A 26,043-nucleotide genomic window follows, 5' to 3' on the forward strand; every position below is an offset into this window, starting at 1 on the left:
GGGAATTCTCCGCTGCAAGGTGCTGACCTGCGGAAACACAATCCCCAGCCTGTGGACGGCAAGTTTTCGGTCGAACTGCGCGGTCGAACGTCCCGTACTATCTCCAGCGAACGGCTACACCTGCACAGCGGATTGCGCAATCGGTTGAGAAGGGTCACGCTCCGGCCGTGAGTAACCGGGACTGGGGACGCGGAGAGGGCGGTCCGCGCGAGCCGGTCGCCTCCTGGGACGATCCCGCCGACCCGGCACCGGTCGATCCGTACGAGCACGCTCCCGCGCGGCACCGCACGCCGAGCCGGCGCCGGGCTGTCGAGCGCGGGCAGCAGGAGCCGGTCGACAGCTACCTGCCGCGTTGGGCCCTGGAATCGGGGATCCGCAGCGCCGACGGCGGTGGCCGTCACGCCGCGCCCGACGACGAGGTGGGGATCGAGGCCCACCAACCGCACTCCGGTGCCTGGCGGGCCACGGAGACCACGAACAGCTGGCACCGGGTCAGCGAGACGAGCTGGCGCGAGACCCCGGCGATCGACGCTGTTCCGCAGTCGGAGCACACCGGAGAGTGGACGTTCGGCGCTGCCCAGCAGTCGGAGCACACCGGGGAGTGGACGTTCGACCGTCCGCAGGAGCGGGGATACTCCGGGCGGCGGCGGGCCGAGGACGACCCCGTCTCGGGCTCGGCGCCGCCGAGCCGGCCGAGGCGCCTGCCGTCGCAACGCCCGCAGGTCGTCTGGTCCGGCCTGGAGGAGGCGGACGCGTCCGGGTCCGTACCGGATCGGGAGGCCGAGCGGCCGGCCCGCCGGGGCCGGCGGGCGGCGGAGGACCGCCCCGCCGTCGATCCCTGGGACCGGGAGTCGCACCTCGCCGCGTCCGAGAGCCCACCCTCCCCTCCGGCGGTGGACGCGTGGGACGCGTCGGGTGTGCACGCGTGGCACCCGGCCGGTGAGATCGACCGCTGGGACCACGCCGACACCGGCCGGTGGGACCGGGCCGACGACACCGGCAGCTGGGACCGAAGCGACGGCACGGGTCGGTGGGACCGGACCGACGGCACCGGTGAGTGGCGCCGGTCCGACGACACCGGCGCGTGGGAGCGATGTTCCGACGACGGCGGGTGGGACAGGACCGCGCCGGGCTCCGGCGGGGGCGCCGTGCAGGAATGGTCCTGGCCGGGGCAGGACGACCGGAGCGAGGGTTTCTGGTCGGGCACCCGGCTGGCGGGCGACGATCCCCGCTGGATGGACCCGCCGGCGTCGGCGCCCCGGTCACCCGTGGTGCCCTACTCCGCGCCGCGGCCGCGTCCCGCGCCGCGTCGGCGCGTAGCCGAGCCGGTCGGTGCCGCGACGGCGTCGGCCGTACGCCGTAGGGCCGGGACCGCCGGGGCGGGGGCGTGGGGCCGTCGTATCGAGGACGACCTGCTCGATCCCGATCCTGGCGGTCCGTGGCGGTCGCTGCTCTACACGGTCGCGTGCTATCTGGTGCCGGCGGCGCTGATCTTCGTCTGGTTGCTGACCCTGGACGGACAGGTGCCGGCGGGGTGTGTCACCGACATCAGCGGAGGGGGTTGCGACTCGCCTCGGGCGCGGGCGCTTGGCTCGCTGGCAGCGGGCCTGCCGCGCTTCGGGTTGGCGCTGGCCAGCAGCCTGGTCGTGGCGCTGCTGCTGCGCCGGGTCGGTACGACGTGGCGTTCGGCCAGCGTCGCGCTGGCGGCGGCCGTGGTCGGCGGCGGTCTCTCGACGGTGATGATCAGCGCGGTGACGGGCCAGCCGATCGGCTGACGATCAGCGCGACGACACGACCATGCTGCCGCTGCTAGCCGAAGGCACTGGCTGGTGATCAGCGTGGCCGGCCGGTGGCTGACGCACCGCCGCCCTGGTCGGCCCGCACCGCGACGAGCTGGCCGACCGCGCGAGCGGGAGCGTACGCCGCAGGCCGTACACGAACAGGGCCCGCACCGGTCGGTGCGGGCCCTGTCGTGGTGCTCGGGTGAGGTGTCAGCCCTGGACGACGTTGAGGTCGAACTTGGCGCTCACCTCGGGGTGCAGCTTGATCTGCACCGGGTAGGAGCCGGTCGACTTGATCGGACCGGACAGTTCCAGCCGACGACGGTCGAGGACCGGACCACCGGCGGCCTTGACGGCGTCGACGATCTCGGCCGGGGTGACCGAGCCGAAGAGCCGACCGCCGTCGCCGGCGCGGGCCTTCAGGCTGACCTTGAGGCCCTCGAGCTGGCCCTTGACCTCGTTGGCGTGGCCGAGGTCGCGGATCTCACGGGCCGAACGGGCCCGCTTGATGACCGTGACCTGCTTCTCCGCACCCTTGGTCCAGGCGATCGCGAAGCCCTGCGGCAGCAGGTAGTTACGGCCGTAGCCGTTCTTGACCTCGACGATGTCGCCCGGGGCACCGAGGCCGGACACCTCCTGAGTCAGGATGATCTTCATATCGGTGCCTCCTCTCAGCGGGCCGTGGCCGTGTACGGCAGGAGCGCCATCTCACGGGCGTTCTTGACCGCACGGGCGATCTGCCGCTGCTGCTGCGAGGTCACGCCGGTCACCCGCCGAGCGCGGATCTTGCCGCGGTCGGAGATGAACTTGCGCAGCAGCGCGGTGTCCTTGTAATCGATATAGGTGATCCCGTCCTTGTCGAGCGGGTTCACCTTCTTCTTCGGTTTGCGAAGTGCAGCGGCCTTGGCCATTGCTCGTGCTCCTGGTTTGCGATCGCGGGCGCTCGGCGCCATTAGAACGGGGGCTCCTCGTCGAAGTTGCCGCCACCCGAACCACCGCGCGAGGGTGCCGGTGCAGCCGAGGCCCAGGGGTCGTCGAAGTTGCCTCCGCCGCCGCCCTGGCCACCTCCACCACCACCGCCACCGAAGCCGCCGCCACCGCCGCCGGAGCGGGACATCTTCTGCACCTTCGCCGTGGCGTAGCGCAGCGACGGGCCGATCTCGTCGACCTCGAGCTCGATGACGGTGCGCTTCTCGCCCTCGCGCGTCTCGTACGACCGCTGACGCAGCCGGCCCGAGACGATCACGCGGGCGCCCCGCTGGAGCGACTCGGCGACGTGCTCCGCCGCCTGCCGCCACACGGTGCACGCCAGGAAGAGCGGCTCGCCGTCCTTCCATTCGCCGGAGGCCTTGTCCATGAACCGGGGCGTCGAAGCGACCCGGAACTTGGCGACCGCCGCACCGGACGGGGTGAACCGCAACTCGGGGTCATCGGTCAGGTTGCCGATGACCGTGATGGTGGTGTCTCCTGCCATGACCATCTCCTCGCGCACTCATCAGTTCTGCCGTACAGGCTCTCAGAGCCCTCCGACAGTGCCGATGAGGCTGATCCGGGTGGACCGGGGTTGAATGCTTTAGCGCATCTCCGGCCGGATGACCTTGGTGCGCAGCACGGACTCGTTGAGCCGCAGCTGACGGTCCAGCTCGGCCACCGCTGCGGGCGTCGCCTGCAGGTCGATGACGGCGTAGATGCCTTCGGCCTTCTTGTTGATCTCGTACGCGAGGCGCCGGCGGCCCCACACGTCCGTCTTCTCGACCGAGCCACCCGCAGTCCGGATCACGTTCAGGTACGTGTCGAGCGACGGGGCGACGGTGCGCTCCTCGAGGCTGGGGTCGAGGATCACCATGACTTCGTAATGACGCAAGACGTGCTCACCTCCTGTGGGCTAAGCGGCCACGGTCCTTCCGTGGCAGGAGGTCGTGCGTCGTGGCCCGCGCCGGTTCCGGGGGAACCCGGCCGTACGCGGACAACCGGACCAGGATACCCGGTCCCGACGATCATGCCCGGGGTGGTCGGCGGGGTCCTTCCACCGGGCGAGGCGACGGGGGCCCGCGTCGACGTCGCTGTCGATGCGAGCCCCCGTACACGAGGCCGCGGGGCGTCCCGTCCGCATTCCTTGGGTGGGACCTGGGGAGGAACGACCACACCGATGAGGTTGGACCGGGGACGCCCCGCGGAGCTTTATCGTGTTGTTACCTGACGTTACAACGGCTCTTGCCCCTTGTCGGGGGAAATGGCGGAATTCTCCGACAAATTTCCCGATGAGCCCGGTTCCGTCAGGGCGGGCCCCCGCCGCGCCGGGCCGCGCGACGGGGTGCCCCCGCTCTCGGGCGGTTCGACGCGCCTCCGGGACGGGCCGACCAGCGGCCGTTCCGGGCCGGCTGCGGCAACCGTGGATCCCACTCGCATCAACGACCGCCGCCGCTGGGAGGTGACGCGAGGAACGGCGAGTCCGCCACCGCCGTCATCCCGGCTGTCGGCGACGCGACGTAGGCTCCCGTGCATGCGTATCGGAGCCCACGTCGATTCGACCGACCCGGTGGCGGAGGCGACCGCCCGAGGGGCCGAGGCCGTGCAGTTCTTCCTCTCCGACCCCCAGGGGTGGAAGGCGCCGAAGCCGCGGGAGGACGCGGACCGGCTGCGGGCCGCGGGCGTCGACCTCTACGTGCACGCGCCGTACGTCATCAACGTCGCCACCCTGAACAACCGGATCCGGATCCCCAGCCGCAAGCTGCTGCTCGGGCACGCCCAGGCGGCCGCCGCCATCGGCGCCAAGGGGCTGATCGTGCACGGCGGGCACGTCAATGCCGGCGACGACCTGGCCGTCGGCTTCGACAACTGGCGCAAGACCTTCGCGTACGCGGCGGACTCCGGCGGCTTCGGCGTGCCCGTCCTGATCGAGAACACCGCCGGCGGTGACAACGCCTGCGCCCGGCGGCTCGACGCGCTCGCCCGCCTCTGGGACGCCGTCGGCGATCACGAGGTGGGCTTCTGCCTGGACACCTGCCACGCCCACGCCGGCGGCGAGGAGCTGCTCGGGCTCGTCGACCGGGTCAAGGCGATCACCGGCCGGATCGACCTGGTGCACGCCAACAACTCCAAGGGCGCGTTCAACTCCGGCCAGGACCGGCACGACAACCTCGACGGCGGCACGATCGACCCGGAGCTGGTGGTGGCGGTCATCCGCGCGGCCGGCGCACCGGTCATCGTCGAGACCCCGGGCGGGGTCGACGGTCAGGGGGCCGACATCGCCTTCCTACGCGACCGGCTGGGCACGGGGAGCCCGGCGGCATGACGACCGAGCAGTCCGCCTCCGGCAGCCCCCGTCCCGACTCCGCCGCCGAGAAGGCCGACGCCGCCGGGAAGACGGAAGCCGCCGGAAAGACCGACACGACCGGCGCCACGACCGGCCCGGCCGCCGCCAGGACCGGAGGGGCCCGATCCAAGGCTGGGGCGGCCGAGCCCAAGGCTGGAGCAGCCGAGCCCAAGGCTGGGGCGACCGAGCCCAAGGCCGGTGGAGCCCGGCCCGGTGCCGGCACGGCCCATGCCGAGGCCGGGGCACCCGCCGGGGCGGTCGGGTCCGACGGGACCGGCGCGACCGGCGTGACCGAGACGGAAAACGGTAAGACCGACGACACGGCGGGCGGGGCCGACAAGACCGCAACCAAGGCGGGCAGGGACGACGCCAGGGCGGGCGCAACCGACAAGGACGACGCCAAGGCCGGCGGAACCGACAAAGACGGCGCCAAGGCGGGTGCACCCAGCAAGACGGACGCCAAGGCGGGCAAGGACGGCGCCAAGGCGGCCGGCAAGAGCCAGGACGGGGGTAACAAGGAGGGCAAGCCGGACCGGTGGGAGGCCTTCGCGTCCGCCCCCGAACCGGTGCCCTCCCGGCTCGGGCGCGCCGTGCGGGCGGTGGGCCGCCGGCTGATCCACGAGTGGACGCTCGCGACGCTCGCCTCGCTGGCGTTGGCCGTGCTGCTGACCTGGCCCACGCTGCGCTACCCGCGACACACCCTGCCGCAGGACTACTGGGACCCCAGCCTCCAGGCGTGGCAGATGGCCTGGTCGGGGCACATCCTGCTGACCAACCCGGCGCAGATGTGGCAGTCGAACACCTTCTTTCCGGAGTCCTGGAGCTTCGCCTTCTCCGACACCCTGCTCGGCTACGCCCCGGCGGGCATGATCGGCACCGGTCCCGAAGCCGCCGTGCTCCGCTACAACATCATGTTCGTGCTGGCCCACGCGCTCGCCATGCTCGGGGCGTACGCGCTGGCCCGTCAGCTCGGCGCCGGCCGGATCGGCTCCGCGGTGGCCGGGGCGAGCTTCGCGTACGCGCCGTGGCTGCTGGCCCAGGCCGGGCACCTGCACGTGATCTCCAACGGCGGCATCCCGCTGGCGTTGGCGATGCTCGCCCGGGGGCACGGCTGGTCGTTGCGGCACGGGTACCGTCCCGAACGCCGGCACGACGGCTGGGTCTACGCCGGCTGGTTCGTGGCGGCCTGGCAACTCAGTCTCGGCTTCGGCATCGGGCTGCCGTTCGCGTACTTCCTCGCCGGGACCGTGCTGGTCGCGGCCGTCACCTGGTTCCTGCGGCGGTGGGTCGTCCGGCCGGTCAAGCGCCCGTTCGGCCGCCGGTTGCTGATCGCGGACCTGGTCGGCGGCCTGTTCTTCGCCGGTGTCGGCGGCCTGCTGGCCATCCCGTACTTCAAGGTGGCGGGGGCGCACCCGCAGGCGGAGCGTTCCATCGGCGACATCGGCGTCTACTCGCCGCCGGCGGCCGGCTTCTTCACGGCACCCGCCGAGTCGCGGGTCTGGGGCGCCCTGCACGAGGGCGCGCGGGCGGCGCTGCCCTGGCACCCGGAGATGACCCTGCTGCCCGGCTTCGTGCTCTACGCGCTCGCCGCCGGCGGGCTCTTCTTCTCGGTGTGGAAGCTGCGCCACCGGCTGCTGCTGCTCACCGGGGTGGTGGTGACGATGGTGCTCGCCATGGGCACCCGGTTCTTCGACGGCACCTTCACCTACGTGCCGCTGTTCGACCACCTGCCCGGCTGGAACGGCATCCGCACCCCGGGCCGGCTGATGCTCTGGACCACGCTGCTGCTCGGGCTGCTCGCGGCGGGCGCGGTCAGCGCGTTCGCCACCCGGGTACGGGAGGTCTACGCCGAGCGGATCCCCTCCTGGCCGAGCCCGTGGCTGCGGCTGGCCACTCTGCTGCCGCTGGTGCTGGTGCTCGGCGAGGGGCTGAACGCCACGCCGCACCCGGTCGTGCCGTCCCAGCCGGCCGCGATGCGCACCGTGGAGGGACCGCTGCTGGTGCTGCCGAGCAGCCAGAGCCTCGACCAGCCGGTGATGCTCTGGTCCACCAGCAAGTTCCAGGACCTGGTCAACGGGGGCAGCGGCTTCACCCCGCGCCAACTCGACGACGTACGCCGGGTGACGCTGGCCTTCCCCGATCAGACCAGCGTCGACTACCTGCGCGTCCTCGGCGTACGCAACGTGCTGCTGATGCGGGACCACATCGTCGGCACGCCGTGGGAGGTCACGGTGGACGCACCGGTCGACGGGCTCGGCATCACCCGCGAGGAAGTAGGGAACATCGTGATCTACCGCCTGTGACCCTCATCACCCTCACGTTGACCTCGCAGCAGCCTCCCGGTCGTCCGATCCCCCGAAGAGCTTGCGGGCACCGGAGAGGATCGCCAACACCGCGACCGTGAACAGACCGAACAGCCCGTTCAACCACCAGTCGACCATGTTGGCGGAGAAACACAGGTTCCCCGGTGTGCAGTCGGTGTCGCCGAGCTCGAACCTGCCAGCGATGATTCCGGCAGGAAAGCAGAGCAGCGCGACACAGCCGCCCAGGCCGAAGAACCACCCGGACGCCCGCCGGACGAGGGCCAGGCCGAGCCAGACCGTGACGAGCAGCGCGGGCAGGATCGCGTCGACGGCGCTCACACCGGTCGACGGGGAAGGGACCCCCGACAGGGCGCCATCAGGACGTCACTCGCCGGCCACCGTCCGCCCGCCCCCGCCCCCGCCGCCGGCCGCGGCCGAGCTGGCCGCCAACTCCGTCGGTTGCGGCGAGGCCGGGGCTGGTCGACGCCAGCGAGCCACCCAGGATGCGTCCCTGGTGCCGTTGAACACGCCACCGTCTGGATCGTCCGGATAGGTCTTGCGGACCGCGTCCAGTTCGGGGTTCAGGATCTCCCGGACGACCAGCACGCAGAGCACCACGACGGTGGCCAGGCGCAGCGTCGACGCCAGCACGAAGACGCCCTCCGGGAAGACCGGCTTGCTGGTCGCCGCGCCGAGCAGCTCGCCGTAGAACGCCACGAAGTAGCAGACCTCGGCCACCTGCCAGGCGAGGAAGGCGCCCCATTTCGGGCGGGCAAGCACCACCAGCGGCAGCAGCCAGAGCACGAACTGCTGCGACCACACCTTGCTGAAGATCAGGAAGGCGGCGACCACCAGGAACGCGAGCTGGGCGAGCCGGGGCCGGCGCGGGGCCAGCAGCCCCAGCGCGGCCACCCCGAGGCAGGCCAGCCCGAAGAGGGCGTACGACAGGGTGTTCAGCGTCGGGATGTTGGCGTTGAGCCACTCGAACGGCCCGAGGTCGGCGGGGTTGGCGTTGCCGAACTTTCCGTCCAGGTAGCGGCCGATGTACCAGAGGGTGCCCCAGTCGATGGGCCGGGTCGAGTTCAGCTCGAAGAAGCGGTCCCAGTTCTCCCGGTAGGGAATGGCGACCGGAAGGTTCACGAGGACCAGGGAGACGAGGGCCGCGCCGAGGGCGGTGAGGGCGGCGCGGAGCCGCCCGGCGCGCAGTCCCAGCACCAGGATCGGGCCGAGGATGAACAGCGGCCACATCTTGGCCGCCCCGGCGAGACCGAGCAGGACGCCGGCCGCCAGTGGTCGGCTGCGGGCCCAGGCGAAGAGGCCGAACGCGGCCAGGCCGATGGCGAGCAGGTCCCAGTTGACCGTGGCGGTGAGCATCAGCGCGGGGGCGAGCGCGAAGAGCGCGGCGTCCCATGGTCGCCGGCGGCGTAGGGCGAGGAGCATCGCCACGGTGGCGACCGCCAGCGCGCCGAGCACCAGCGCGTTCAGGTTGTAGAACCACATGCCCTGGTTGAGCCCCGGGTCGTTCTGGCCGAGGGCGTGCACGGGCAGGCCGAGGGCGCCCATGAAGTAGCCGGTGAGCACCGGGTACTCGACGGGGTGGTCCTGGTAGGGCACCGCACCCTCGTTGAGCCGCTCGGCGTAGTAGAGCGCCAGCACGTCGGTGTAGCAGAACCGGGTGTACTGCACGTTGTTCTGCCAGGCGCCGTCCTGGCAGGGCGACTTCTGCACCCAGTGCAACGCCAGGGTCAGGCAGACCAGGGCCAGGACGATGCGGGTCGCGGTCCAGAACCGGTTCTCCCGCCCGGCGGGCCGGTCCAGGGCGACGGCGTGGTCGCCCAGCGGGCCGCCGATGGCGCCGGAGAGGCCCCGGACGAAGCCGTCGGAGCGGGACGGATGGTCAGGGGCACCGGCGTCGTCGATGCCTCGCGTCGACTGCGTGCTCATGAAGGTGCATCCTGCCGTACATCGGGCCTCCGCGTCCCCTCCCTCTCACGACACGTCGATACGCGAAACGCCGCCGGCGGCCGGAGAGGTGCTCCGGCCGCCGGCGGCGTTCGTCGATCAGTCGTTGTCCGGTCTGGGTGTCAGGCTCGGTAGCAGCCCGCCGCCGCCACCGTCCCGGCCGGGGCGCGGATCGGTCGGGGTGGTGGGCGCGGTGGGCCCGCCGGGGCCACCGGGGCCACCGGGGCCACCGGGGCCACCGGGGCCACCGGGGGGATTGCCACCGCCGTTGTTGCCGCCGGGCGGGCAGAGCAGCTCCAGCGGACCGCAGTTCGGCGGGCCCGTCGGAGGCGGCGGGGGCGGGGGCGCCTCACCGTTGCCGGTGTTCGGATTGCCGACGTTCGCCGCAGGCGGGAAGTCCTTCTTCTCCCATTTCTTGACCTTGTGTGCCTCGTCCATGAACCGTTCCCAGATGGTGCCCGGCAGGTTGCCGCCACTGATCTTGTTGCCGTTCTTCAGCTTGAGCGGCTTGCGGTCCTTGACGTTGCCGACCCAGACGGCGGTGGCGATCTGCGGGGTGTAGCCGATCATCCAGGCGTCGCCGTTGTCGTCGCTGTCCGCCTTGAGTTCCCAGGTGCCGGTCTTGGAAGCGGCCTTCCGGCCGTCGTCGAGCTTGTGGTCGACCCGCGCCGGGTACTGCTCCAGCACCGAGGTCACGTCCGCCACGACGTCCTTGTCGATGCGCTGCTCACCCTTGAGGGAACCCTCGTCGGCGATCTTCTTCCACTTGCCGGTGGCCTCGTCCCTCTTCTCGACGGAGTAGAGGAAGTGGGCCTTGTGGTAGCGGCCCTGGTTGGCGAAGGTGGCGACGCCGTTGGCGTGGTCCAGGACGGTGATCGGGTACTGGCCGTAGCCGATGACGTGGAAGAACGGGTTCGGCGCGATGTCCTTCGGGTCGGTCTTGGTGAGGTCGTAGCCCTTCGGCGGGTCGGTGTCCGACCGCCACATCATGCTGACCCCGGCCTTGGCCGCCATGTCGACGACCTTGTCCGGGCCGATCGCCTCGGTGACGTGGTAGAACGGCACGTTCAGCGACTTGAGGGTGGAGACCGTCAGGGTGCAGGAGTTGCCGCACTCCGGGTTGTCGACGCCGGCGTTGCTGACCTTGAACTTGGTGTCCTTCGGGGTGAAGGCCTTGCCCTTCCAGCGCGACTCGAGGGCCTTGCCCTCCTTGAGCGCCGCCGCCAGCGTGTAGATCTTGAAACTCGAGCCCGGCGGGTGACCGCCGTAGGGGTTGCCGGAGGAGTCGATGTTCCTGCCGGCGTAGTCGGTGCCGGTGCCGTTGTCGCCGCCGTAGTAGGCGAGCACGCGACCGTTCTTCGGCTCGATGGCGACCACCGCCGCCATCAGGTTCGGCGGCTGGCCGGCGAGTTCAGATCCCTTGGTCCTGCGCTGGGCGGTCTCGACCGCCGCCTCCTGGATCTTCGTGTCGATCGTGGTGCGGATCTTGTAGCCACCCGACATGAGCGCCTGGGAACAGAGCGGCTTGGCGTCGGTGATCTGCTCCTCCTTGTCGACGCAGATGCCCTTGTCCCGCATCTCCTGCTTGACGTAGTTGATCACGTTGCCGTACGGGGTGTTGACGCCGAAGTCGATGCCGGCGCCGCCCTGGTTCGGCTTCTTGGGCATCGGGTACTCGGCCAGGGTGGGCGCCGCCGGCTTGCCCGGGGCGTTCAGCCAGCCCTCGGCGACCATGCCGCCGATCACGTACTCCCAGCGGGACTTGGCTTCGGCAAGGTTCACCGCCGGGTCGTAGCCCTTGTGGCCCATGCCGGCCTCCGGCTGCTTGATCAGCGCGGCGAGGACCGCGCCCTCGGCCACGCTCAGCTTGTTCGCCGGCTTGCCGTAGTACGTCTGCGCCGCCGCCTCGATGCCGTGCGCGCCCCGCCCGAAGTAGATGATGTTCAGGTAGTGCTGCATGATCTGCGGCTTGGTGTACTCGTCGTTGAGCTTGGAGGCGAGAATCGCCTCCTTGACCTTCCGGGCGTAGGTGTCGTCCTTCAGGTTGTCGAACGCGTTGCGCGCGTACTGCTGGGTGATCGTCGAGGCGCCCTGCTTGCTGCCGCCGGAGACGTTGTTCCACGCGGCCCGGACGATGCCCTTGTAGTCCACACCCGAGTGCTCGTAGAAGTTGCGGTCCTCGGCCGCGGCGACGGCGTCCTGCACCCACTTCGGGATCTGGTCGATGGTGACCAGGGTCCGGTTCTGCGTGCCGACCTTCGCGATGATCGTCTTGTTGTCGGACGCGTAGAGGGTGGTCGCCTGCGGCGGCGTGGTGTCCTCCGGAAGGACCACGTTGGTCGAGTAGTAGGTGAAGCCGACGACGCCGAGCCCGGCGAGCATGATGAACACGGCGAAGGCGGCGATCAGCATGTTGACCCGCTTGCGCTTCTTCGCCCGCGACGCACCGGCCGGGTTGCCCGCGCCGCGCCCGCGCCGACCGGGGCCGGTCGGCCCGCCGGGCCCACCCGGGCCGCCTGCGGCCGGCGAGACGCTCGCCCGGGCCGAGGCGCGGCCGCTGACGCCGCCGACCGCCGCCGATCCGACGCTGGCCCGTCCGGCCGGGGCGGCGCCGACGGCGGCGGAGCCCACCGAGGCGCGACCTGCCGGCCCGCCGGCCGGGGAGACCGGCACCGAAGCGCGACCCGAGCCCGCCGCCCGGCCGACGCCGGGCGCAGGCGAGACCGGCACGGCCCGGCCGGGCGCCGCCCGACCGACCGAGGCCGAACCCACCGAGGCGGAGCCCACCGAGGCTGTTCCGGCGCGCGGCGGAACGGCTGCGGACGCCGAACCGGGAACGGAACCGCCGCGCGGCGGAACGGCGGCCGAGCCGCCGACCGAGGCCCGCCCGCCGGCGGCGCGGGGCGCGACCGAGGCGCGGCCCGCGGGTGCCGTACCGTCCTGTGCAGCCGACCAGCCGCCCCCGGAGGCGTCACCGCCGGGGTCGCCGTGCTGGCCCGGAATCTGGGCCCGCCCGCGCGGGGAACTGGAATCGCCGTACGAGTTCATTCCTCACACCCTGCCGTCGCGGTGGGACGCGACTGCGCCGCCACCGGTTTGCCGTGAGATGGGACACCTGTCGAGGGCGGCACGTGCGTGCCGGTCGACAGGTGCCACTTGCGAATCAATCGGGCCAATCAGACCAACGATCCGTCGGTCTCCCCAGGCGTGCGTGCGCTGGCCGGGGTCGGCCGATCGAGCGAAGATCACCGTTGCGCCTCTCGCCTCCGTCGACTGCCCGCACCGTTACCCGAGGCGGCCGCGCCGCCCACCGCGTCCTGCTCCTGCCCACCCTCCGGACTCCCGGTCAGGCCGTCCCGGCCGAGCAGGTACTGCTCGACGAGATGGTTCCAGTCACAGCCGAGGCACACCTCCACCACGAAGACCTGGAACTCACGCACCGTCATCGCCAGCACCGGCAACTCGGCCAGTGTCCGGGCCTGGCCGGCTGACTGCTTGAGTTCGTCGCCGTAAATGTAGTGGACGTGGGTCAGGTTCTCGCTCCGGCAGATCGGACACCGCTCGTCGGTCGGCTCCCCGTGGAAGCGGGCGGCGTTCTTCAGGTAGGGCGAGGCGTCGCAGACGTCGTACGTGCCGACCCGGCCCGCGAGGAGCTCACGCAGCACCGCTCGCTTCCGGAGCGAGTAGTCGACTACCTGGCGCTGCGTACGCATGCGGAGAAGGGTACGCGGTCTCGTCGGACGGGGCGACCACGGTGACGATGCGTGACCGGAGAACCTCGGAGCGGGGGTTTGCCCTGATCACGGCGATCCGCTAGCGTGCGATGTATCGGTCCGATACATCGCGGCGGTTACCGCTCCGCGTAGAGGGTACAGAGAGGATGGCCCGTGCTCGAGCTCGCCATCCTCGGCCTCCTGCAGGAGTCTCCGATGCACGGCTACGAGCTGCGCAAGGAGCTGACCGCCAAGCTCGGTGCGATCAGGGCGGCGATCAGCTACGGCTCGCTCTATCCCACGCTGCGCAGGTTGCAGGCGGCGGGATGGATCACCGAGGCCGCGGAGGCACCCGCCACGGTCGAGGAGGTTCCCGCGCTGACCAGCCGACGAGGTCGGGTGGTCTACGAGATCACGGCGGAGGGCAAGGAACGCTTCGCCCAACTGATCGCGCAGACCGGGCCGGAGACGTACGACGACACGGGTTTCGGCGTGCACTTCGCGTTCTTCGCCCGGACCGACCAGGCGACCCGGCTCCGCATCCTCGAGGGTCGCCGGCGAAAGATCGAGGAACGCCGTGAAGGGCTTCGCGACGTGCTCGGCAGGGCGGCCGAGCGGCTCGACGCCTACACGCTGGAACTGCAGCGCCACGGCCTGGACGCCTGTGAGCGCGAGGTCCGCTGGCTGGAGGAGCTCATCGCCAACGAGCGCTCCGGCCGTGCCCCGACGGTCCCGTCAACCGGGACGGCCGGCGGCCGACGAGAAGACAACAGCCCGCCTCCGCCTGGAGAGTCCAGGAAAGAGCGGCCGTGATGAAGAAGAAGGAGGCAGACGCTATGGGCTCCGTCCGCGTCGCCATCGTCGGTGTGGGTAACTGCGCCTCGTCCCTCGTACAGGGCGTGGAGTACTACCGGAACGCCGACCCGAACGACCGCGTCCCGGGTCTCATGCACGTCACCTTCGGCGATTACCACGTTTCGGACGTGCAGTTCGTCGCGGCGTTCGACGTGGACGCCAAGAAGGTGGGCATGGACCTCGCCGAGGCGATCGTCGCCAGCGAGAACAACACCATCAAGCTCTGCGACGTGCCGCCGACCGGCGTCACCGTGCAGCGCGGTCCGACCTTCGACGGTCTGGGCCAGTACTACCGCGAGATCGTCGAGGAGTCCGACGCCAAGCCGGTCGACGTCGCCCAGGCGCTGCGCGACGCGCAGGTCGACGTCGTGGTCTCGTACCTGCCGGTCGGTTCCGAGCAGGCCGACAAGTTCTACGCCCAGGCCGCGATCGACGCCGGTTGCGCGTTCGTCAACGCGCTCCCGGTCTTCATCGCCTCCGACCCGGAGTGGGCCAAGAAGTTCGAGGACGCGGGCCTGCCGATCGTCGGCGACGACATCAAGAGCCAGGTCGGCGCCACCATCGTGCACCGCGCGCTGGCGAAGCTGTTCGAGGACCGGGGCGTCGAGCTGCTGCGCACGTACCAGCTCAACTTCGGCGGCAACATGGACTTCATGAACATGCTGGAGCGCAACCGCCTGGTCTCGAAGAAGATCTCGAAGACCCAGTCGGTCACCTCGCAGATCCCGCACGAGATGAGCAAGAGCGACGTGCACATCGGCCCGTCGGACCACGTGCCGTGGCTGGACGACCGCAAGTGGGCGTACATCCGCCTGGAGGGCCGCTCCTTCGGCGACACCCCGCTGAACGCCGAGCTCAAGCTCGAGGTGTGGGACTCGCCGAACTCGGCCGGTGTCATCATCGACGCCGTCCGCGCCGCGAAGATCGCGCTGGACCGGAAGATCGGCGGCCCGATCCTGTCGGCCTCGTCGTACTTCATGAAGTCCCCGCCGGTGCAGTACGCCGACCACGACGCGCACGCCGCCGTCGAGGCGTTCATCGCCGGTGACGCCGAGCGCTGACGCGCCGACACCAGCACCATCGAGGGCCGGGTCCGCACGGACCCGGCCCTCGCCGCGTCCAGCCCTTCCGCAGCCGTACGCGCAACGGCCACCGGCCGCACACGGGGTCGAAGGGACGGCGACGCGCCGTTACGCTGACCGACGTGACGTCCCTCCCTCATGGCGGCGCGCGACGGGTCGTCGGGGCTTTCGCCGTCGCGGTGCTCCTTCCGGTCCTCGTCGGCTGCGCGGCACCGGGATCCGACCCGACCAGCGCGCCGGCCGGCGGCGTGGCACCGGCCGACGGCACCACGACAGCCGGTGGCACGGCACCGGCAGCCAGCACGGCACCGGACGGCGGCGTCGGCTCGGCCCGCCCAGTCACCTCCCCAGCGCCGCCCGAGGCCGACTGCGTCAGGGCGGGCACGCCGGTCGCGCGCCCCGGGCAGGTCGCCCCGTCCGGTGGCGGGGTCCCGGCCGTCACGTCGCGTCCACCCGGCACCCGACAGCCGCTGACCGACGAGCAGCGCCGCGCGGAGGAGTTCCGCCGCCAGCAGGCGGCCAACGACGCCTTCCGGCAGCGTGGGACGCTCGGCGAGGAGGCGGCCAGCGGCGCCCGGGCCTGCGCTGCGGACGTCAGGAAGAGCCTCAAGCTGCTGACCGCCGGCGGCCGGGACGAGCCCGGGCAGGAGGCCGTCCGGCGGGCGATCGTGGCGACGGGGCTGACCGGGGTCACCGTGCGGCCACCGGGTCGGCTCGACCTCGGCCCCGTCGACGGGCTGGTCTTCGCGGGCTGGACCGGCCGGGCGTGCGTCTTCGGCAGCGTCCGGGCGGGCGACGTCACGGTGGAGATCGGCACCCGCATCGCCGACGGCGGCTGTCTGCCCGCCCCGAGCTGAACCGGGCGGGTGCGGGCGGGACCGCGTCAGGACCAGGCGCGGCGCAGGGCGACCCCGGCCTCCAGCTCCAGCAGCTTCACCTTCCGGTCCAGGCCGCCGCCGAAACCGACCAGCTTGCCGCCGGCACCGACGATCCGGTGGCACGGCACGAGCACCGGGATCGGGTTGCGGTTGCAGGCCACCCCGACCGCGCGGGCGGCACCCGGGTCGCCGAGCCGGCGGGCCACCTCGCCGTAGGTGAGCGTCTCCCCGTACGGGATGCGGGTCATCTCCCGCCAGACGCCCCGTTCGAAGTCGGACCCGCCCGGCGCGGCCAGCGGCACCGCGAACCCGGTCAGCTCGCCCGCAAAGTACGCCCGCAGCTCCGCCAGCGCCTGTCGGGCCGCCTCGTCGCCCGGCTCCTCGGTCGCTGCGTCGACCCGGCCGAAGTGGGCCCGGCACACGTGGGTGCCGTCGGTGGCGACGGAGAACTCGCCGATCGGGGAGTCGAGCACGGTCCAGCGCATCTCCCCATTGTCCCCGGTGCCCCGACAGTGCCTCCCGCCCGAGCCGCCGGACGGGCCGCCGGGCATCCGGGTCGCCGACGAGAGGCGGCCGGGCCGGTCAGCTGCCGACGGTGGTCAGGGGTTGCCGAGGACAAGGGTGGCTCCTTCTCGTCGATGTCGAGATCGGCGCCCGATCCGGATCTTGTCAACATCTGGATTGCGGGCGACGGCAAAGTTCGGACGCCGGGGAGCGTCAGAGCTACCGGAGGTGGGCGGTGACCGAAGGGACCGACGGGGAGTTCACCGCGTTCGTCAACGAACGGGGAAACGTCCTGCTGCGCATCGCATACGCCCTGGCCGGCGACCAGCGCGGCGCCGAGGACCTGCTGCAGAACGCGCTGGCCAAGGCGTACGCCCGGTGGCCCCGGATCCGCGGCGACGCCGAGCCGTACGTGCGGCGGATCCTCTACCACGACCAGGTCTCCGGATGGCGGCGCCGGTCCCGGCGGCCCGAGGTGCCGGTCGCGGTGCTGCCCGAGCGGGTGGGCAGCCGGGACAGCGGTCAGGACGCCGACCTGCGGATGCTGCTGCGCGACGCGTTGCTGTCGCTGCCGCCCCGGCAACGCGCCGTGCTGACCCTGCGCTACCTGGAGGACCTCAGCGTCGAGCAGACCGCCGCGCTGCTCGGCTGCCGGGCCGGCACGGTCGCCAGCCAGACCTCGAAGGCACTGGCCAGGCTGCGGCAACTGGTACCCGTCCTCGACGACAGCGTCACGGAGGAGGTCCGATGAACGGCTCCGGGGAGGACGTCCTGCGTTCCGCCGTACGGGAGATCGCGGCCGAGGCCCGGGCGGCGCCCGACCTCGCCGACCGGGCCCTGCGCCGGGGCCGACGGCTGCGTCGCCGTCGCCGCACGACCGCCGCCGGAGGCGCCCTAGCGGCGCTGGTCGCCCTCGTCGGGCCGTACGCCTGGCTGCGACCCGGCGCACCCCCGGACACCGCCACCTGGGCACCGGTCGTCACCCCGGTGGCGACGGTGTCGGCCGCCCCGCGCACGATGTCCGTCGTCCCCGCGCCGACCGGCGACTGGACGCGGGTGGTCGTGACGCTGCCCGGCGGCTGGGTGCTGACCGGCGCCACCTCCACCGGCACTCCCGCCGTGCAGGGGTACGCCCTGGACCGCGAGAGCGGCCGGTACGTCGCCGCCGACCGCCGGTACGAGGAGACGTGGGCCGCGCCCCGTGGCGGGACCGCCGCCGTCGTCGACTACGAACGCGCCGGCCGGATCGGCCTGCTCGACCTGGGCCAGGGGACGGTCCGCTGGATCCGCACCGGCAGCCACATCATGACCCCGCACTGGTCGCCGGACGGGCGGCGGTTGGCGCTGACCCTGCTGGACAAGGAGAGCGCCAGCTTCTCCCTCGGCGTGCTCGACGCGGCCACCGGCGCCTACCGCACCTTCCCGGTGGACACCGACCGGTACTTCTGCACCGACCGCTGCTTCTTCACCTGGAGCCGGGACGGCCGGGAGGTCGCGCTCCAGCAGACCGATCCCGGTGCCCCGCGCTCCGAGTCCCGGCCGCACGCGCGCCGGGGCGTGCAGTTCTTCTCCGCCACGAACGGCCGGCCGACCCGGTTCGTGCCCGTCCCGGGCGACCCCGCCGGCCCCTGGTCGTGGTCGCCGGACGGGCGGCTCGTGGTCGTCAAGGGCCAGGACGGCCCGAAGCTGGCGGAGGTGGCGACCGGGCGGGTGATCGGCCCGGCTCCCGCCGAGGACGCCGTCTGGGTCGCCGACGACCGGCTGCTGCACCGCGCCGGCTGGACGGCCGAGATGGTGCTGGTCGACCTCGACGGTCGGGAACTGGCGCGGCAGGCCCTCCCCGCGTCGCTGGAGGTCAACCTGACCCTCGCGATCGCGCCCCGCTGAGCGGCCCCACGTCGCGCCCGGCTGAACGGCCCACGTCGCGGCCCTGCTGAGCCGCCGGCGTCCCGGCCGACGTTGCGGGGCACCGATACCGTGCAGGCCGTGGCCACGGGGACGCTGATCTTCCTCATCATCGGCGGCGCGGGCGTCGCGGTACTGGCGCTCGCCCTGCTCGGCGGCGAGCTGCTCCACTTCGGCAACCCGGACTTCGACGGTCCGGTGTCGGTGGAGGCGGTCGCCGGGTTCACCGGAGCGCTCGGCTTCGGCGCCGCGATCGTCAACGAGCTGGTCGGTGGGCGTACGCCCGGCATGATCGCCGTGGCCCTGGCCGGCGGCGTCGTCGCGGCCGTGCCCACCGCCTGGGCCGCGGCCCGGCTGAGCCGGGCGGCCCGCGACATGCGCACCGACCCCACCCCCACCCGCCACCACCTGGTCGGCGCGCTCGGCCTGGTGGTCACCCCCGTGCCCGCCGACGGCTACGGCGAGGTCCGGGTCCGGGTGGCCGGCCAGCCGGTCAAGCTCAACGCCCGCGCCGACCGGCCGATCCCGGTCGGCGCCCAGATCTTCGTGGTCGAGGCGCTCAGCGAGACCAGCGTGCACGTCGAGACCTACTGAACCCCCTCATAGAAAACAGGACGGTCACATGCCCCTTCTCATCGCCATCGGCGGCGCGGTCCTCCTCGTCCTCGTGCTCGTGCTCTTCGTGCTCTCCCGCATCAAGGTGGCCGGGCCGAACGAGGCGTTCATCGTCACCGGCCGCAAGGGCCGCACCACGCAGACCGCCGACGGCGGCCGGTCGACCGACAACTCCGGGCAGAAGGTCGTGCTCGGCGCGTCCGTCTTCGTCCTGCCCGTGGTGCAGAAGCTCCAGTCGCTCGACCTGTCCAGCCGGCGGATCGACGTCGGCATCAAGGGCGCGGTCAGCAAGCAGGGCATCCGTGCCGACCTGCACGGCGTCGCGATCGTCAAGGTCGGCGGCACCGAGGACGCCATCCGCGCCGCCGCGCAGCGCTTCCTGCACCAGCAGGACGAGATCGAGGACTTCACCCGCGAGGTGCTGGCCGGCGCGCTGCGCTCGATCGTCGGCCGGCTCACCGTCGAGGAGGTCATCCGGGACCGGGCGGCGTTCGCCAGCGCGGTCGCCGAGGAGGCCGAGCACTCGATGACCAACCAGGGCCTGGTGCTGGACACCTTCCAGCTCCAGGACATCCTGGCCGAGGGCTCCTACCTCCAGGACCTGGGTCGGCCGGAGGCGGCCCGGGTGCTCAAGGACGCGGCCATCGCCGAGGCGCGGGCCCGGCAGCAGGCCGAGCAGGAGCGGCTGCTCGCCGAGGAGGCCATCGCCGAGGCCAACCGGAACCTGTCGCTGAAGCAGGCCGCCATCCAGGCGGAGATCGACGCGGCCAAGGCGAAGTCCGCCGCCGCCGGGCCGCTCGCCCAGGCCGAGCGGGACCAGGCGATCCTCTCCGAGCAGCAGAAGGTCGCCGAGCGCAACGCCGAGCTCAAGCAGCGTCAGCTCGACACGGAGGTGCGCAAGCCGGCCGACGCCGCCCGGTACAAGGTGGAGCAGGAGGCCGAGGCGTCCCGCAACGCGGCCGTACTGAACGCCGACGCGCAGCGCCAGGCCGTCATCGCCGCCGCCCAGGCCGCCGCCGAGCAGGCCCGGCTCACCGGTGAGGGCGAGCGGGCCCGCCGGGCCGCGCTGGCCGAGGCCAACGCCATCGAAGGCGCCAAGGAGGGTGAGGCCGAGCAGCGCCGCCGCTCCGCAATCGCCGAGGCGGTCGAGCGGGAGGGTGCGGCCGAGGCCGCGGCCATCCTGGCCAAGGGGCAGGCCGAGGCCGACGCGATGGCCCGCAAGGCCGAGGCCTTCGCGGCGTACGGCGAAGCCGCCGTGCTGGACCTGCTGGTCAAGGTGCTGCCGCAGGTCGTCGAGGCGGCCAGCGCCCCGATCGGCGCGATCGACAAGATGACCGTCATCTCCACCGACGGCGCCTCGTCGCTGACCAAGTCGGTGGCGGGCAACGTGGCCCAGGGGCTCCAGCTCGGCAGCGACCTGACCGGCATCGACCTGGCCGGCCTGCTTGGCAAGCTCGGCTCAGCGGCGGCGACCACCGGCAACGGCAAGCCGCCCGTCGACGGCACGGCGGTCGAGACCCGCTGACGCGATCCGGCAGCGGTCGGATCCGCTGAGCGCGACAGGGCGCCGTCCCCGGCCGGGAGCGGCGCCCTTCTCGTGTCGTCCGGGCGTGGCCCGCGTCGGACCGGCTCCCTGAAGGCCGACAGATCCGTGGCGCCCTGGCCGGGCTACTCGACGATGCCCTCGTCGCGGGCCCAGCGCAGCAGCTCCGCCTCGGCCTCGTCGCGGTCCAGCGGGCCGCGCTCCAGGCGCAGCTCCTTGAGGTGTTTCCAGGCCTGTCCGACGACGGGTCCCGGCGGTACGCCCAGCAGCTCCATGATGGCGTTGCCGTCCAGGTCGGGCCGGACCCGCGCCAGGTCCTCCTCGGCGGCGATCCGGGCGATCCGCTCCTCCAGCGCGTCGTAGTCGGCGGCGAGCTGGGCCGCCTTGCGGCGGTTGCGGGTGGTGCAGTCCGACCGGGTCAGCTTGTGCAGCCGCGGCAGCAGGTCACCGGCGTCGGCGACGTATCGGCGCACCGCCGAGTCGGTCCACTCGCCCCGGCCGTAGCCGTAGAAGCGCAGGTGCAGCGCCACCAGCGCGGTCACCTTGGAGGTGATCTCCTTCGGGTAGCGCAGCGCCTTCAGCCGGGCCTTGGTGAGCCGGGCGCCGACCACCTCGTGGTGGTGGAAGCTGACCCGGCCGTCCGAGCCCACCGCCTTCGTCGCCGGCTTACCGACGTCGTGCATCAGCGCGGCCATCCGCAGGACGAAGTCCGGCCCCTCCGTCTCGTACGAGACGGCGTTGCTCACCACGGTCAGGGTGTGCTCGTAGACGTCCTTGTGCTGGGCGTGCTCGTCGATCTCCAGCTTGAGCCCGGTCAGCTCCGGCAGGAAGCGCTCGGCGAGCCCGGTGTCGACCAGCAGCCGCAGCCCGGTGATCGGGTCCGCGCCGCAGAGCAGCTTGGTGAACTCGTCGCGGATCCGCTCGGCCGTGATCCGGTCCAGGTCGCCGGCCATCCGGGTCATCGCCGCGTACGCGTCGGGGTGCACCGCGAAGCGCAGCTGCGCGGCGAAGCGGGCCGCGCGCAGCATCCGCAGCGGGTCGTCGCCGAACGACTCCGCCGGGGTGCCCGGGGTGCGGATCACCTTGGCGGCCAGGTCGTCCAGCCCACCGTGCGGGTCGGTGAACCGGTGCTCGGGCAGGCTGACCGCCATCGCGTTGATGGTGAAGTCGCGCCGCCGCAGGTCCTCGGCGAGGTCGGTGCCGTACTCGACGATCGGGTTGCGGCTGACCTGGTCGTAGGACTCGGCACGGAAGGTGGTGATCTCCAGCCGCAGCCCGTCGCGCTGGCACCCGATGGTGCCGAACTCCCGGCCGGTCTCCCAGATCGACTCGGCCCAGCCGCGCACGATGCGCAGGGTCTCGTCGGGGTGCGCGTCGGTGCAGAAGTCGAGGTCGTCGCCGAGGCGGCCGAGCAGGGCGTCGCGTACCGAACCGCCCACCAGGTGCAGCTCGTGGCCGGCCCGCGCGAACCGGCGGCCCAACTCGTCGGCGACCGGGGAGACCCGGAGCAGTTCGGCAACGGCGTTGCGCTGTGCGGCGGTGAGTTCGCGGCGGTCGGCGGCGTGGGGAGCGGAGGCTTCGGACATGGGAGCGCCAGACTATCGGTCCCGACGGGGATGCGGTCCGCCGGGCGCGGGTAACGGGTGGCCGTTGACTATCGTCTGTGACGTGCGGGCCCGGGCCCGGCTCCGACGTTCCCCTGCCTTGGAGGCGACAAGATGAGCGGCGGTCTCTACCGCAGCGCGAACGCCGCACAGGGCGGCGCACCCGGCGGCGCGACGCCCGGCGGGCCGTCGGACGGCGCCACGTTCATCTCCGCCGAGCCGCTCAACCAGCCGGCCATGGAGTCGACCGCGCCGCCACAGGAGCAGGTGGCCGAGGCCAGCGCCGCGACCAACAGCGCGGTGATGGCCATGGGCAGCCTGGTCAGCCGCGGTACGGGCTTCCTGCGCAACCTGGTGATCGCGGCGGCGCTCGGCGGCGCGCTGGTCGGTGACGCGTACACCACCGCGCAGATCCTGCCCGGGATGGTCTACGAGTTCCTGCTCGGCGGCGTACTCACCAGCGTGCTGATCCCGGTGCTGGTACGGCGGCGCAAGTCGGACGCGGACGGCGGCCAGGCGTACGCCCAGCGGCTGCTCACCCTGGCGGTGCTGGCGCTCGGCGTGGCCGCGTTGTTGGCAGTGCTGTCGGCATCGTGGTTGACCATGCTCTACGGCAGCGGTGAGTCGGCCGGCGAATATTCGAAGCTGGTCACGGGGCTGGCCCGCCTGATGCTGCCGATGATCTTCTTCTCCGGGTTGAGCGCGCTGATCAGCGCGGTGCTCAACACCCGGGGCCACTTCGCCGCCCCGATGTGGGCGCCGATCCTGAACAACCTGGTGGTGATCGCCACCGCCGGCCTCTACATCGCGATCTTCGGCGCGGACATCATCAAGCCGGACGAGATGACGACCGGGCGGATCCTGCTGATCGGCGGCGGCACCCTGCTCGGCGTCGCCATCCAGGCCGCCGGCCTGCTGCCGGCGCTGCGCAAGGTCGGCTTCCGCTGGAAGCTGCGCTTCGACTTCCGCAAGCTCGGCCTGCGCGAGCTGGGCCGGCTCGGGGCGTGGATGTTCTGCTACGTCGCGGTCAGCCAGATCGGCCTGATCGTGCTGTTCAACCTGCTGAACCGGGCGGGCAGGGAGAACGCCGCCGGCCCGCTAATCTACAACAACGTCTTCCTGCTGCTGATGACGGCGCACGGCATCATCGCCGTCTCGATCATCACCGCGCTGATGCCCCGGATGAGCGCGGCCGCCGCCGACGGCCGGTACGCCGACGTGGCGGCCGACCTGTCCCGGGGCACCCGGACGGTCACCGCGGTGCTCGCCCCGATCGCGGTCTGCTACGCCGTGCTCGCCTCCCCGATCTCGTTCACCCTGTTCCGCTGGGGCGCCTTCGACGAGGGCAACGCCACCGCCACCTCGGTGGTGCTGCTGGCCGCCGCGCTCGCCCTGGTGCCGTTCGCGGTCAGCCAGCTCTTCACGTTCGCCTTCTACGCCCTGCCGGACACCCGCACCCCGGCGCTGATCAACATTCCGGTGGTGGCGCTGCGCATCGGGGTGCAGATCGTGCTCTTCGCGGTCTTCTCGGCAAGCTTCGCCGGCGCCGGCATGATGATCGGCAACGCCGTCTCCTACCTGGCCGCCGCGATCGCCTCCGCCTGGCTGCTACGTCCCCGGGTGGGTCGGATCGGCCTCGGCGAGATCATGCGCACCAGCGCGCGGGTCGCGGTCGCGGCGCTCGGCGCGGCGGTGGTCGGCCTGATCGTGGTCAAGCTGCTGCCCGGCGACGACACGCCGAGCCGCCTGGAGGCCGTCGTCCAGCTCGTGGTCGGTGGGGCGGTGATCGGCGGGACGTACCTCGGGCTGGCCATGGTCCTGCGGATCGGCGAGATCACCGAGGTCGTGGGCATGGTCCGCCGCCGGCTGGGCCGCTGACCGAAACCCGTCTCTCGGGGCGGGCGACACGCTGCGGGCGGACTGCACTCTCTGTGAACGAGGATCACCAGCCTGGGGATGCGCCTGTGGATAACTCCGTGATTCGCCGCTCAGGCACCGAAAGGGCCTGTGGATAACCAGCCGTACGGCTGAGCATGGCGGTCCGGTCGGGGGGAACCCGGCTGCGTCGGCGCGATCGCCGCAACGGCCGGCCCCTCCCTGCGGACGCTTGCGGCCAACCTCTAGATTGGCCAGTACATGTGCCAGCAACGTGGCTGACAACGGGAGCAACCGGACAAGTCGGCCGCCTGCCGGCAGCTCGGCCCGGGAGCGGCGCGAAGATGACATGTCGGGGAGACGGCCAACCCGGGTAAGGTCGCTCTCGACGGGTACGGCAGGCGCCGGCGCTCCGCGTCGACACCGGTCGGCCGGTTCCTTCGAAGGCAGAGCGGGAAGCCACATGCCCAGCAGCGCGGGTCCATCGATCGACACGATCACCGAGGGAGGACGGGTGACCCAGGTCGGCGAAGGTCAGGAGGCGGAGGAGAGCGCTCCTCAGGTCATGACCTTCGGTGCTCCCACGGCCGGTGAGATCCTCGCCGAGCGTTACGAGCTGGTCGAGCACATCAACAACGACAGCGCGGGTCGGCTGGTCTGGCGCGGGGTCGACGTCATCCTGCGCCGTCCCGTCGCGGTCGTGCTGCGCTACCCGGGTGGCGACTCGGCCACCGAGATGCTCCAGGGCGCCGTCGCGGCCAGCCGTGTCATCCACCCCAACCTGGTCGGCGTCTACGACGCGATCGACGAGGCCGAGCGGGCGTACGTGGTGCGGGAGTGGGTCGACGGGCAGTCGCTGCGCGAGCTGGTCACCGACGGGCCGATGGACCCGGCGCGCGCCACCACCATCGGCAACGCGGTCGCCAGCGCCCTCGCCGCCGTGCACGCCACCGGCATGGTGCACGGCAACGTCCACCCCGGCACGGTGATGATCAGTGACGACGGCCGGGTGGTGCTGGCCGACGCGCGCACCGACGGCGCCGACAGCCAGCAGAGCGACGTCCGCGCGATCGGCGGGGTCCTCTACTTCGCCCTGACCGGGCACTGGCCGCACGCCGAGGCCCCGCTGCGTGGCGCCACCGCCGGCCACGGCCGGGCCGCCATCCCCGACGCCGTACGCGACGCGGCCGGCGCGATCGCCGCCCCCCGGCAGGTGCGGGCGGGCGTGCCGGCGTACCTCGACGACCTCACCATGGACCTGCTGGACGCCGAGATCGAGCCGCCCTCGTCGGACGTGCTCGCGGCCGAGCTGGCCCGGCTGGACGTGCCGGCCGACGAGCAGTTCCTCGACAGCGCCGGCCCGCTGCGCTTCGCGGCCGACACCGGCGAGGAGCCGTCGCCGCTCGCCGCCGCCGGCGGACGCAAGGTCGCGATCGGCATCGCCAGCCTGCTGGCGGTCGCGCTGGTCGGCCTGCTGATCGGCATCACCGCCCTGGGCGGCGGTGACGACGACCCACAGACCAACCCGGTCGCGGCGCCCTCGTCGAACGCGCCCGCCGGCGACGCCACCCCGGCCGCCATCACGGCCGGGCCGCTGAAGATCAGCACCGCCCGGATCATCGACCCGGAGGGCGACCGGACCGAGGTCCGCAACGCCGACAAGGTGTACGACGGGGACGAGGACGAGGGCTGGGAGACCCAGACCTACCGGGGGCGCGCCAACTTCGGCAACCTCAAGAAGGGCATGGGCGTCTGGATCGACCTCGGCGGCGAGCACACGGTCAAGTCCGTGCAGGTGCTCCTGTCCGCCCGGGGCGCCTCCGCCCAGCTCTACGCCGGCACCACCGACCGGCCGTCGTCGTCCTCCGGGGACGCCCAGCTCTTCGCGGACTACAGGAAGACCGCGATCGGCCAGCCGTTCGAGGAGCACGAGGGCACCAAGATGACCTTCAACGGCTTCAACGCCGACCAGAAGTACCGCTACCTGCTGTTCTGGATCACCGAGCTGCCGTCGAGCGACGGCGGCTACAAGCTCGGCGTCCAGGAGATCACGGTCCAGGGGTCGTGAGGCGGCCACCGCGCTCCGGGCACCGCATCCGCCGGACGT

Annotated in this window: 22 protein-coding genes; 12 read left to right on the forward strand and 10 right to left on the reverse strand. The window is 72.1% G+C overall.

The window, feature by feature from the left end:
* Positions 1 to 167 precede the first annotated feature (167 nt).
* A complete protein-coding gene (locus OG989_RS06870; RefSeq protein ID WP_327030031.1) occupies positions 168 to 1,775 on the forward strand; it encodes a hypothetical protein in 1,608 nt (535 codons plus the stop codon).
* A gap of 216 nt (positions 1,776 to 1,991) precedes the next feature.
* Here OG989_RS06870 and rplI read toward each other — a convergent pair whose 3' ends face one another.
* From rplI to rpsF, 4 genes are all read right to left on the reverse strand, one after another.
* Positions 1,992 to 2,438 carry a 50S ribosomal protein L9 gene (gene rplI, locus OG989_RS06875; protein WP_151456174.1) on the reverse strand — a complete coding sequence of 149 codons (447 nt, stop codon included), beginning with the start codon at positions 2,436 to 2,438 and terminating at the stop codon, positions 1,992 to 1,994.
* 14 nt (positions 2,439 to 2,452) lie between these two features.
* Entirely contained in the window at positions 2,453 to 2,692 is a 240-nt protein-coding gene (gene rpsR / locus OG989_RS06880) for a 30S ribosomal protein S18 (protein WP_007073789.1), read from the reverse strand.
* A gap of 41 nt (positions 2,693 to 2,733) precedes the next feature.
* Entirely contained in the window at positions 2,734 to 3,273 is a 540-nt protein-coding gene (locus OG989_RS06885) for a single-stranded DNA-binding protein (RefSeq protein WP_199729229.1), read from the reverse strand.
* 81 nt (positions 3,274 to 3,354) lie between these two features.
* Positions 3,355 to 3,645: a 30S ribosomal protein S6 gene (gene rpsF / locus OG989_RS06890; RefSeq protein ID WP_121397433.1), complete on the reverse strand. Its 291-nt coding sequence runs from the start codon at positions 3,643 to 3,645 to the stop codon at positions 3,355 to 3,357.
* Positions 3,646 to 4,284: 639 nt separating this feature from the next.
* Here rpsF and OG989_RS06895 point away from each other — a divergent pair.
* Together OG989_RS06895 and OG989_RS06900 are read left to right on the forward strand one after the other, a co-directional pair.
* Positions 4,285 to 5,076, forward strand: coding sequence for a deoxyribonuclease IV (locus OG989_RS06895; RefSeq protein ID WP_151456172.1), 792 nt, complete (start codon positions 4,285 to 4,287; stop codon positions 5,074 to 5,076).
* On the forward strand, positions 5,073 to 7,400 hold the full coding sequence (locus tag OG989_RS06900) for a hypothetical protein (RefSeq protein ID WP_327030032.1): 2,328 nt from the start codon (positions 5,073 to 5,075) through the stop codon (positions 7,398 to 7,400). The genes OG989_RS06895 and OG989_RS06900 overlap by 4 nt, the downstream gene beginning before the upstream one ends.
* A gap of 12 nt (positions 7,401 to 7,412) precedes the next feature.
* Here OG989_RS06900 and OG989_RS06905 read toward each other — a convergent pair whose 3' ends face one another.
* From OG989_RS06905 to OG989_RS06920, 4 genes are all read right to left on the reverse strand, one after another.
* Positions 7,413 to 7,739: a hypothetical protein gene (locus OG989_RS06905; protein WP_151456171.1), complete on the reverse strand. Its 327-nt coding sequence runs from the start codon at positions 7,737 to 7,739 to the stop codon at positions 7,413 to 7,415.
* 45 nt (positions 7,740 to 7,784) lie between these two features.
* Positions 7,785 to 9,344, reverse strand: coding sequence for a glycosyltransferase family 87 protein (locus tag OG989_RS06910; protein WP_327030033.1), 1,560 nt, complete (start codon positions 9,342 to 9,344; stop codon positions 7,785 to 7,787).
* Between the two features lie 117 nt (positions 9,345 to 9,461).
* Entirely contained in the window at positions 9,462 to 12,410 is a 2,949-nt protein-coding gene (locus tag OG989_RS06915; protein WP_327030034.1) for a transglycosylase domain-containing protein, read from the reverse strand.
* A 197-nt stretch (positions 12,411 to 12,607) separates the two neighbouring features.
* Entirely contained in the window at positions 12,608 to 13,075 is a 468-nt protein-coding gene (locus OG989_RS06920) for a DUF5318 domain-containing protein (RefSeq protein WP_132235496.1), read from the reverse strand.
* A gap of 174 nt (positions 13,076 to 13,249) precedes the next feature.
* Between OG989_RS06920 and OG989_RS06925 the strand changes: the two genes are divergently transcribed.
* The 3 genes from OG989_RS06925 (at position 13,250) to OG989_RS06935 (ending at position 15,869) form a co-directional block, all read left to right on the forward strand.
* A complete protein-coding gene (locus OG989_RS06925; protein WP_121397428.1) occupies positions 13,250 to 13,888 on the forward strand; it encodes a PadR family transcriptional regulator in 639 nt (212 codons plus the stop codon).
* A 23-nt stretch (positions 13,889 to 13,911) separates the two neighbouring features.
* Positions 13,912 to 14,991 (forward strand): inositol-3-phosphate synthase, encoded by a 1,080-nt coding sequence (locus OG989_RS06930; RefSeq protein ID WP_089002814.1) that lies wholly within the window; start codon positions 13,912 to 13,914, stop codon positions 14,989 to 14,991.
* Positions 14,992 to 15,134: 143 nt separating this feature from the next.
* Entirely contained in the window at positions 15,135 to 15,869 is a 735-nt protein-coding gene (locus tag OG989_RS06935) for a hypothetical protein (RefSeq protein WP_327030035.1), read from the forward strand.
* A gap of 26 nt (positions 15,870 to 15,895) precedes the next feature.
* Here the strand turns inward: OG989_RS06935 and OG989_RS06940 are convergent, their stop codons facing one another.
* A complete protein-coding gene (locus tag OG989_RS06940) occupies positions 15,896 to 16,375 on the reverse strand; it encodes a methylated-DNA--[protein]-cysteine S-methyltransferase (protein WP_151455442.1) in 480 nt (159 codons plus the stop codon).
* Between the two features lie 254 nt (positions 16,376 to 16,629).
* Between OG989_RS06940 and OG989_RS06945 the strand changes: the two genes are divergently transcribed.
* The 4 genes from OG989_RS06945 (at position 16,630) to OG989_RS06960 (ending at position 20,439) form a co-directional block, all read left to right on the forward strand.
* Positions 16,630 to 17,145, forward strand: coding sequence for a SigE family RNA polymerase sigma factor (locus OG989_RS06945; RefSeq protein ID WP_327030036.1), 516 nt, complete (start codon positions 16,630 to 16,632; stop codon positions 17,143 to 17,145).
* Positions 17,142 to 18,281: a hypothetical protein gene (locus OG989_RS06950; RefSeq protein ID WP_327030037.1), complete on the forward strand. Its 1,140-nt coding sequence runs from the start codon at positions 17,142 to 17,144 to the stop codon at positions 18,279 to 18,281. Before OG989_RS06945 ends, OG989_RS06950 begins: the two co-directional genes overlap by 4 nt.
* Positions 18,282 to 18,371: 90 nt before the next feature.
* Positions 18,372 to 18,893, forward strand: coding sequence for a hypothetical protein (locus OG989_RS06955; protein WP_225852283.1), 522 nt, complete (start codon positions 18,372 to 18,374; stop codon positions 18,891 to 18,893).
* Between the two features lie 28 nt (positions 18,894 to 18,921).
* Positions 18,922 to 20,439 carry a flotillin family protein gene (locus OG989_RS06960; protein WP_101413437.1) on the forward strand — a complete coding sequence of 506 codons (1,518 nt, stop codon included), beginning with the start codon at positions 18,922 to 18,924 and terminating at the stop codon, positions 20,437 to 20,439.
* 143 nt (positions 20,440 to 20,582) lie between these two features.
* Here OG989_RS06960 and OG989_RS06965 read toward each other — a convergent pair whose 3' ends face one another.
* On the reverse strand, positions 20,583 to 22,043 hold the full coding sequence (locus OG989_RS06965) for a CCA tRNA nucleotidyltransferase (RefSeq protein WP_151455437.1): 1,461 nt from the start codon (positions 22,041 to 22,043) through the stop codon (positions 20,583 to 20,585).
* 132 nt (positions 22,044 to 22,175) lie between these two features.
* Between OG989_RS06965 and murJ the strand changes: the two genes are divergently transcribed.
* Both murJ and OG989_RS06975 read left to right on the forward strand, forming a co-directional pair.
* Positions 22,176 to 23,939 (forward strand): murein biosynthesis integral membrane protein MurJ, encoded by a 1,764-nt coding sequence (gene murJ, locus OG989_RS06970; protein ID WP_327030038.1) that lies wholly within the window; start codon positions 22,176 to 22,178, stop codon positions 23,937 to 23,939.
* A 460-nt stretch (positions 23,940 to 24,399) separates the two neighbouring features.
* A complete protein-coding gene (locus tag OG989_RS06975) occupies positions 24,400 to 26,004 on the forward strand; it encodes a protein kinase family protein (RefSeq protein WP_151455435.1) in 1,605 nt (534 codons plus the stop codon).
* The last annotated feature ends 39 nt before the right edge of the window (positions 26,005 to 26,043 follow it).

Origin of the sequence: Micromonospora sp. NBC_01740, assembly GCF_035920365.1 — a bacterium.
In the GTDB taxonomy this organism is placed as follows: domain Bacteria; phylum Actinomycetota; class Actinomycetes; order Mycobacteriales; family Micromonosporaceae; genus Micromonospora; species Micromonospora reichwaldensis.